Below are 796 nucleotides of genomic sequence, written 5' to 3' on the forward strand. Positions count from 1 at the left end.
GTGGCCTTAAAAGAAGGATTGATCGAGATTTTCCAGAACGCTGGTTTTTGCGTGACAAACCCAACCTGCGGAGCCTGTCTTGGCATGAGTAATGGGGTTCTAGCAAAGGGTGAAGCCTGTGCTTCTACGACAAACCGAAATTTTAATGGCAGAATGGGCAAGGGCGGTACAGTTCACTTGATGAGTCCTGCTACGGCTGCAGCTTCAGCTATTGAAGGAAAAATAACCAATTCACAATTTTATAAAGCGTAAGTATCGGAGGGAAAAATGAAAGAATTTAGCGGAAACGTCCTATTCCTGGATAGAAGTGATATCAATACCGATGAAATCATTCCGGCAAAGTATCTTACTGAAATCACTAAAGAGGCATTGAAACCGTATTTATTAGAAGATTTGGCGCTTACAGGATTTACCCCTAAAGAAGATATTAAAGACAAAGCTGTGCTTGTAACAAGAGCCAATTTTGGTTGCGGTTCTTCCAGAGAGCATGCGCCATGGGCATTAGAAGTCAATGGAATCAATGTGGTGATAGCTGAAAGTTTCGCAAGAATATTCAGACAGAATATGTATAATTGCGGTATGTTAGCCATTGAATTACCTAAAGATAAGATCGAATATCTCTTTGAGAACTTCGCGAGGAAAGAGACATCAATAACAATTGACATTGATAAAGATAAGATCATTGTAACTTCATCAGATCAATCAGAAGAAATTGATTTTAAAGTCGGCGAGTTTGACAAGACACTTGTTAAAGAAGGCGGCTGGGTTGGTTACGCTGATAAAAACTATTGATTAA

At 39.6% G+C, this 796-nt stretch carries 2 protein-coding genes; both read left to right on the forward strand.

The genetic code is table 11. The features are described from left to right. Nucleotides 1-252, forward strand: a 252-nt coding sequence (locus tag LJE72_RS25920) for an aconitase family protein (protein ID WP_248286556.1), incomplete at its 5' end; no start/stop codon positions are given. A 15-nt stretch (nt 253-267) separates the two neighbouring features. Next, nucleotides 268-792, forward strand: coding sequence for a 3-isopropylmalate dehydratase small subunit (locus tag LJE72_RS25925; RefSeq protein ID WP_229251016.1), 525 nt, complete (start codon nt 268-270; stop codon nt 790-792). Nucleotides 793-796 lie beyond the last annotated feature (4 nt).

The organism is Desulfosporosinus shakirovi, from assembly GCF_020595055.1.
Lineage (GTDB): Bacteria > Bacillota > Desulfitobacteriia > Desulfitobacteriales > Desulfitobacteriaceae > Desulfosporosinus > Desulfosporosinus shakirovi.